Origin of the sequence: Halobacillus sp. BBL2006 (assembly GCF_000786645.1) — a bacterium.
In the GTDB taxonomy this organism is placed as follows: Bacteria; Bacillota; Bacilli; order Bacillales; family Halobacillaceae; genus Halobacillus.
On the sequence record NZ_JRNX01000321.1, the window covers coordinates 1 to 7,654 of the forward strand.

The 7,654-nt window shown below is 40.0% G+C and carries 9 protein-coding genes and 1 pseudogene; all 10 read left to right on the forward strand.

From position 1 onward, the window contains the following. A partial coding sequence (locus LD39_RS10195) for an FHIPEP family type III secretion protein (protein ID WP_035545906.1) occupies window positions 1–235 on the forward strand: 235 nt, incomplete at its 5' end. Beyond that, window positions 232–1,344: a flagellar biosynthesis protein FlhF gene (flhF, locus tag LD39_RS10200; protein ID WP_035545907.1), complete on the forward strand. Its 1,113-nt coding sequence runs from the start codon at window positions 232–234 to the stop codon at window positions 1,342–1,344. The genes LD39_RS10195 and flhF, both read left to right, overlap by 4 nt. Further along, complete coding sequence (locus LD39_RS10205) at window positions 1,337–2,209, forward strand: MinD/ParA family protein (RefSeq protein WP_035545909.1); 873 nt, start codon at window positions 1,337–1,339, stop codon at window positions 2,207–2,209. Before flhF ends, LD39_RS10205 begins: the two co-directional genes overlap by 8 nt. After that, window positions 2,206–2,418, forward strand: a complete 213-nt coding sequence (locus LD39_RS23550; protein WP_035545910.1) for a response regulator — start codon at window positions 2,206–2,208, stop codon at window positions 2,416–2,418. Before LD39_RS10205 ends, LD39_RS23550 begins: the two co-directional genes overlap by 4 nt. A 62-nt stretch (window positions 2,419–2,480) precedes the next feature. Then, window positions 2,481–2,705 (forward strand): annotated as a pseudogene (locus tag LD39_RS23555) (chemotaxis protein CheB); the annotation flags it as partial. A 55-nt stretch (window positions 2,706–2,760) separates the two neighbouring features. Continuing rightward, window positions 2,761–4,794, forward strand: coding sequence for a chemotaxis protein CheA (locus LD39_RS10215; protein WP_035545911.1), 2,034 nt, complete (start codon window positions 2,761–2,763; stop codon window positions 4,792–4,794). A 15-nt stretch (window positions 4,795–4,809) separates the two neighbouring features. Beyond that, complete coding sequence (locus tag LD39_RS10220) at window positions 4,810–5,292, forward strand: chemotaxis protein CheW (protein ID WP_035545912.1); 483 nt, start codon at window positions 4,810–4,812, stop codon at window positions 5,290–5,292. Then, on the forward strand, window positions 5,279–5,920 hold the full coding sequence (locus tag LD39_RS10225) for a chemotaxis protein CheC (protein ID WP_035545914.1): 642 nt from the start codon (window positions 5,279–5,281) through the stop codon (window positions 5,918–5,920). The genes LD39_RS10220 and LD39_RS10225 overlap by 14 nt, the downstream gene beginning before the upstream one ends. Beyond that, entirely contained in the window at window positions 5,913–6,410 is a 498-nt protein-coding gene (locus LD39_RS10230) for a chemotaxis protein CheD (RefSeq protein ID WP_035545916.1), read from the forward strand. Before LD39_RS10225 ends, LD39_RS10230 begins: the two co-directional genes overlap by 8 nt. 187 nt (window positions 6,411–6,597) lie before the next feature. Next, window positions 6,598–7,374 carry a FliA/WhiG family RNA polymerase sigma factor gene (locus LD39_RS10235; protein WP_035545918.1) on the forward strand — a complete coding sequence of 259 codons (777 nt, stop codon included), beginning with the start codon at window positions 6,598–6,600 and terminating at the stop codon, window positions 7,372–7,374. The last annotated feature ends 280 nt before the right edge of the window (window positions 7,375–7,654 follow it).

Here is a 7,654-nt window from a genome sequence, read left to right on the forward strand (position 1 = left end):
CAGTTATCTTGCCTTAGATCCAGAAAGTCAACAGCAAATAATCAGTGCGGTAGCTGAACAAGTCGAACAAGTTTCTCTTCAGGAAGAAACCGCCATCTTACTTTGCTCGCCTGCCGTTCGCATGTATGTAAAACAGCTGCTTGACCGATTCTTACCCCAGGTCACTGTCTTATCATACAACGAACTTGAACCAAATGTTGAAGTACAAAGCGTAGGGGTGGTGAATGTCGCATGAAAGTAAAGAAATTCTTAGCGCCAACAATGCCGGAAGTGATGAAGAAAGTGAGAAACGAACTCGGATCAGAGGCGGTAATTCTCAATTCAAAAGTCGTAAAGAGTGGCGGTTTCATGGGTTTATTTAAGAAAAACCAAACAGAAGTCATTGCAGCCATCGACCCCTTTCAGAATGCTGCTGAAAAATTCAAGAAAAGAGAGCGTAATGCTCATGAGGGAACCAAGGAACAGACATTTCGTGAAAATGAAAAGATTATGAAAGAACTTAAAGAACTGAAATCAATGATTCAATCTGGAGACATACATTCCCATCCTTCGTCCATATTGGAAAAATTGGATGTTTACCTTAGAAAGCAGGAAATGGATACGCAGCTCATTGACCGTCTTCTCCTTGATGTCCAAGAAAAGTACTTGGAAGAATCCGTCCATCCTTCGTCCGAACAGATGAAAAGATGGACCACAAATGAAATGGTGGATCAACTTAAACCTTTATCTTTTGGAAATCCAGCATTCAAGAAACGATTCATCCATCTCGTCGGACCTACAGGTGTCGGGAAGACAACCACAGTGGCGAAACTTGCTGCAGAGGCCGTACTCGACCGAAAATTGAAAGTTGCTTTTATTACAACGGACACCTTTCGGATTGCAGCAATTGATCAACTTAAGACATACGCTGAGATTTTGGATGTTCCTCTCGAAGTGGCTTATAGCGCTGAAGACTATGCTGCAGCAAGGAAAAGGTTTAAAGACTATGACCTGGTTCTGGTCGATACTGCAGGCAGAAACTTTAGTGATCCAGCTTATGTTGAAGAATTGAATAAAACTATTGATTTCAATAAAGATTCAGAAACGTATCTGGTACTCTCTTTGACTAGCAAATATAGTGATATGTCGAACATTTACCATCAGTTTGATCATATTCCTATTGATAAGCTTATTTACACAAAAGCAGATGAAACCGCTACTTTTGGAAGTGCTTTGAGCATGGTAATTAAGAATAATATAGGGGTCGCATATCTAACCAATGGTCAAAATGTTCCTGATGATATCAACGAAGCCTCTTCCGCGCAATTGATAAAACACGTGATGGAGGGATTTGACGTTGAATGACCAGGCTGAACGCTTACGACGCCGTATCCAGCAGAGGGATGGTGAACAATATGCGAGAACGATTGCGATAGCAAGTGGAAAAGGTGGAGTGGGGAAGTCAAATCTTACTCTTAATTTCGCATTGAAGCTGATCGAACAAAATAAACGAGTGATCATTTTTGATTTAGACATAGGAATGGGTAACATCGATATATTAATGGGGGTATCACCTTCTTCTTCAATCGTCGACTTATTCAAAGATGAAAGCACTATTCAAGAAATAATTGAATGGGGACCTAATAATCTCGCCTATATCGCTGGGGGATCGGGGCTTGCGGAAATTTTTAAGATGGACTCTAAGAAATTTGATTACTTTAAAAATCAGTTTGAAAAGTTATCTACTTCATTTGATTACATTTTATTTGATATGGGGGCAGGAGTTACGGAGACAACCCTTCATTTTCTTGCGGCTGCTCATGAAGTCATTATCGTCACTACTCCTGAACCGACCTCCATCACTGATGGCTATGCCATGATGAAGCATTTGATTAGATATGAAAATGATGTCCCCATCGCTGTTATTGTGAACAGGACTAATCAAAATAAAGAAGGATACCAAACTTTCAGCAGACTGCGAACCGTTGTTCATAGATTTCTTGAAAAGGATATCGCGTATTTAGGTATGTTACCAGACGATCGTGATGTGCTGAGAGCCGTCAATCATCAAAGCCCATTTGTCCTTGATTCACCAAATTGCCGTGCGAGCGAAGCGATGGAGAGTATTGTAACCCATTATTTAAAGGGAAATTCAGCTCTGCCATCCTCTTTCCCATCTCCATCGTTTCTATCAAAACTTAAACGTTACATATTGACAGGGAATAGATGAAAATAATCAAAGTTTTGATCGTAGATGATTTTGCCTTCATGAGAAAGATTCTAACGGATATTATAAACAGTGATTACCGGATGGAAGTCATTGCAACGGCGAGGGATGGAAAAGATCCGATCGGAAAAACTCACAAGCTGAAACCTAATGTCGTAACTCTAGACATCGAAATGCCAAAAATGAATGGACTTCAGGCTTTTAAAAAATAATGACACAGAAGTTCCTCTTCCTGTTGTTATGGTTTCGAGTTTAACGTAGCACAGGCCATCGTACAGCCGTGAATTATTTGTTTAAATCATTAGCTGAGTTGCCAAAAAATCATGTTACTCCAGTCATTATGGCAGGTATGGGGGCGGACGGTACGGTGGGCTTAGCACAACTGAAGAACGCCCATCCATTGAACTGCAGTATTGTAGAATCGGAAGAATCGTGTGTGGTTTTTGGAATGCCGAAATCGGTCATAAAATCTAAATTGGCTGATGAAGTCGTCCCTTAAGTAAAATAAGCCAGACTATATTAGATGCGCTCGGTCTTTAGAGGGGGAAACATAGATGGAAAGCAATCCATACTTAGAAGTTTTTATTGATGAGAGTAAAGAACACTTGCAAGCCATTAATGATAACCTGCTGGAACTTGAAAAGAACCCTAAGGATTTAACTATCGTGAGTGAAATTTTTCGGTCCGCCCATACGCTCAAGGGGATGTCTGCAACGATGGGATATCAGGATCTTTCAAATTTAACCCATATCATGGAAAACGTTCTTGATGGTGTAAGGAATGAAAAAATCAATGTAGATGGTGAAATGATTGATGTTGTTTTTGATTCTATGGATGATTTGGAAGCGATGGTCATGGATATTGCTGAAGGTGGAAGTGGAAAAAGAAATGTGAAAAAAGTCGTTCAGCTTCTTGAAGCGATTGAAAGTGGAGAAATTATGGAGACGTCCTCCTCAAGTAAAGATTCCAGTGTGAAGCTCCATAAACAAATGAAGAGAAAACTCGAAGTGGACGAGTTCACCCTGACCGTTCTCCAACAATCCCAGGAGCAAGGGCAAGCGAACTATATGGTAGAGGTTCGATTGCGAGAAGATTGTCTACTAAAAGCAGCCCGAGTATATATGGTATTTGAAGTTCTTGAACAATTGGGGGAAGTCATTCAGTCTCAACCCTCTGTTGAACAACTGGAAAATGAAGAGTTCGACACAAGCTTCTCGATATTGCTCATCACTGCAGAATCTAAAAAGGATGTTTCTGAAAAAATAAATAAAGTTTCTGAGATTGAAAATGTAGAAGTAGAAGAATTTTCGATTGAAGATTACATGGAGACTTATAACGCCGATGCCTCTCCAAAGGATGATGAAGTTCAAGAGGAATCAGAACGGTCTAAACTCGAAGACAAACAAAATACAAGAAAGCATTCGAAAGGTCGACAGGCAAGGAATAAAACCATTCGGATTAATATAGATCGCTTGGATTTGTTAATGAATCTTTTTGAAGAATTTGTGATTGATAGAGGCCGCTTAAAACAGGTTTCTAATGACTTGAAGCATGATGAACTACAGGAAACGGTGGAAAGGATGACTAGAGTCTCAGCTGACTTACAAAGTATTATCTTGAATATGCGGATGGTGCCCGTGGAAACGGTCATTAATCGTTTCCCTCGGATGGTTCGTCAGCTTTCAAGAGACTTGAACAAGGAGATTGACCTGAATATAGTCGGGGCCGAAACCGAGCTGGATCGCACTGTTATAGATGAAATTGGAGATCCGCTTGTCCATCTCATAAGGAATGCAGTAGATCATGGAGTGGAAAGTCCAGAAGAACGGAAGGCGAAAGGGAAACCAGCGACAGGTACTCTAGAGTTGAAGGCATATCATAGTGGAAATCATGTATTCATTGAAATATCTGATGATGGAAATGGCATCGACAGGGAAAAAGTGATGAGCAAAGCGATCAGTAATGGTGTGGTAACCAAAGAACAGGCTTTGAACATGACGGACATACAGATGAATGAACTTATCATGGAAAGCGGCTTCTCGACTGCAGATACCATATCAGATGTTTCAGGGCGCGGCGTTGGGATGGATGTTGTAAAAAACACAATTGAGTCCTTAGGTGGAACGATAACGATTGAATCAGAATTGAATCAAGGAAGTACATTTTGCATTCAACTCCCTCTGACGTTGTCCATTATCTCTGTGATGTTAGTTGAAGTGCAAAAGGAAAAATATGCTGTTCCCCTGTCATCGATCATAGAAACGGCGATTGTAAAGAAAGAAGATGTCTTGCATGCGCACAATAAGCAAGTGATTGATTATAGAGGGAAGGTCGTACCGCTGATATTTTTAAAAGATATTCTTGAAGTTCCACAAATGATCATTGAAGAAGACTACTATTCTTTGATTATCGTGAGGAAGGGAGACAAAATGGCTGCCTTTGTAGTAGATTCTTTTATTGGACAACAGGAAGTAGTACTAAAATCGTTAGGCGATTATTTATCAGGTGTGTTTGCGATTTCTGGAGCAACTATTCTAGGCGACGGTCAAGTCGCTCTTATCTTGGATAGTAACGCATTAATTAAGTAAACGGGAGAGGATTCTATGTCAGAAGCGGTAAGAGCGTCTACTAAAGTCATTGTTTTTCAGTTGAATGACGAGGAATACACGATACCTGTTGATCAAGTAGGGTCTATTGAAAGAATGATGCCCATTACACGTGTTCCTAGTACGGCACCTTTTGTCAAAGGAGTATTAAACCTTAGAGGCATAGTTACTCCTGTAATTGATTTAAGGAAAAGGTTCGATATGGAACCTTTCGAACAAACGAGTCAAACAAGAATCATTGTTGTGACACTTTCTGATATTGTCGTTGGGATGATTGTTGATGCAGCAAACGATGTACTTGATCTGAAAGAAGATACGATTGAACCCCCTCCTAAAGTGATCGGAACCATTGAAGCGGAGTACATCCAAGGAATAGCGAAATTAGAACGTCGTTTATTATTGTTATTAGATATGGATAAAGTCTTATCTAAAGAAGAAATCCATCAAGTGAGAGCGCTGGACATTAATGAGATTCGGTGATCGTTTCACAGAATTTCATTTGGATGTATTAAAGGAGATTGGAAATATCGGTGCAGGGAATGCAGCTACATCCCTCTCCAGGCTTTTAGATCGTAAAATAAATATGCATGTCCCGTCTGTAAACTTGATAGGGTTTGATGAGGTTATGGAATTGGCTGGGGGCCATGAGAAAGAAGTAGTAGGTGTATTTTTAAAAATACATGGGGAAGCACCTGGCACAATGTTTTTTATCCTCTCACCTGCACAGTCCGTCCAGTTCATCCGTCAATTAACGGGCAATACAAATATTCACCTCGATGGAACATTGGATGATGAACTTTCACGCTCGGCACTGCAGGAATTAGGGAATATTCTTTCCGGTGCATATTTGAGCGCGCTAGCTGACTTCACTCTCATGGATCTTCATCCATCCGTTCCTTCTTTGGCAAAAGACATGGTAGGCTCGATACTCGGTATTGGACTCATCGAACTGTCCCGTGTAAGTGATCAAGCAATAGTGATTGAAACCTCCTTGACAGAGTTAAGTGAGGAAGAGGACCACTCCATTCAAGGACATTTCTTCCTATTCCCTGACCCTGAAGCGTACAATAAGTTCTTTCAAGCATTAGGGGTAACTGCAAATGGATAATGTTATACCTGTAACGAAGGTAGGAATAGCTGAATTGAAAACAGGAAAGGCACCAGAAAGACTACGCACCTCTGGATTAGGGTCTTGTGTTGGAGTGGTGCTGTATGATGAGTTAAAAGGAATTGCGGGGATGGCCCACATTATGCTTCCTGACTCATCTATGGCAAGAAAAGTGGATCTGAATCGGGCTAAGTACGCAGACACAGCGATTGATGATTTGGTAGAGGAGATCAGTAAAAAAGGGGGCTCCCTCTACCGTATGAAAGCAAAAATCGCAGGCGGTGCTCAAATGTTTGCATTCTCTTCTGCCAGCGATTTAATGAGAATTGGCCCTAAAAATATAGAAGCGGTAAAAAGAAAATTGATAGAAAAAAATATTTCGATTGAGTCAGAGGATGTCGGCGGAAAAAATGGGAGGACATTAGAATTTGATATTGTGAAATTAAACCTCCATATAAGGAAGGTCAATCAAGGAGAATACACGATTTGATAAAAAATCCAATCTTATGAAACATATAGGTTCGTGTATTTTTATCCGGTTTAGTCTTTATTTTCCAGTGATATACCTTCCACTGCCGGAACATTTTCTAAAGAAACTTCTGAAATCAGGACAGTAGGTTTTTAGATGAAGAAACGTAAAGCAATAATGATTATTTTAAAGAGCGGGGATGATTTCAATGGCAACCTGTTTATCTCCTCAAGAAGAGCAGTTGTGGAAACTATGGACAACATATAAGGATGCAGAGACTGCGAATCAATTGGTGCAACTCTATGATTATTTAGTAAATTATCATGTGCAAAGAATAGCTGCTCACTTACCTAAAAGTGTGAGCAAAGATGATGTGAGAAGTCTAGGGATGCTGGGTTTGTATGATGCATTGAAGAAGTTTGATACGGAGAGGGATTTGAAGTTCGATACTTACGCTTCTTTTCGGATCAGAGGGTCTATCATGGATGGGTTAAGAAAAGAAGACTGGCTGCCGCGGTCAGTACGAGATAAATCCAAAAAAATAGAACAAGCCACTGATCAACTCGAACAACAATTACATCGTCCGGCAACATCTCTGGAAATAGCTGCTCAGTTGGGGCTTGACCAGGGAGAAGTTGAAGAGACAATAAAAGATTCTCTTTTCGCTAATGTTTTATCTATGGAAGAAAAACCGAAAGACGGAAAAGAAGTCCATAAAGAAGGGATCGGGTATTCCTTGCCTGATCATCAAACGCCGACACCATCTGAAGCGACGATTAAAAATGAGAATCTTGAAGAATTAGCTATAGAAATCGAGCGATTAAACGAAAAAGAACAAATGGTCATCAGTTTATTTTATAATGAAGAACTTACATTGACAGAGATTGGACAAATTCTGGACCTGACTACATCGAGAATTTCTCAAATCCATGCGAAAGCTATATTCAAATTAAAGAATGCTTTAAGAGAAATAGTAGAAATGTAATGTGAGAAATCAGTCATCTTGGATTTACATACAGTATTGCAATAGAATTTGCCTGAAAGATAATTATAACAGTCTTCAGTTACGGTCGGTATATTATATGAAGAAACTGAAGGTTATGATACTTTGCAGGATTGTGAAAAATTCGATTTCGAGATACTTCGGGTCCTTTCCTATAAAAGGATTAGGGATTACTAGGGAAACAACTCGTCCAGCTGCAACGCCCAGACACACGCTTCATAAGCATCACGGAATGAAATAGCCCATTCCTTTTGATTTTCTG

Excerpts from the sequence above, each read along its gene's own strand:
- LD39_RS10230 (WP_035545916.1), top strand. The coding sequence starts at position 5,913 with ATGGATAATGTTATACCTGTAACGAAGGTAGGAATAGCTGAATTGAAA.
- LD39_RS10235 (WP_035545918.1), top strand. The coding sequence starts at position 6,598 with ATGGCAACCTGTTTATCTCCTCAAGAAGAGCAGTTGTGGAAACTATGG.
- LD39_RS10215 (WP_035545911.1), top strand. The coding sequence starts at position 2,761 with ATGGAAAGCAATCCATACTTAGAAGTTTTTATTGATGAGAGTAAAGAA.
- LD39_RS23550 (WP_035545910.1), top strand. The coding sequence starts at position 2,206 with ATGAAAATAATCAAAGTTTTGATCGTAGATGATTTTGCCTTCATGAGA.
- LD39_RS10225 (WP_035545914.1), top strand. The coding sequence starts at position 5,279 with ATGAGATTCGGTGATCGTTTCACAGAATTTCATTTGGATGTATTAAAG.
- LD39_RS10220 (WP_035545912.1), top strand. The coding sequence starts at position 4,810 with ATGTCAGAAGCGGTAAGAGCGTCTACTAAAGTCATTGTTTTTCAGTTG.
- flhF (WP_035545907.1), top strand. The coding sequence starts at position 232 with ATGAAAGTAAAGAAATTCTTAGCGCCAACAATGCCGGAAGTGATGAAG.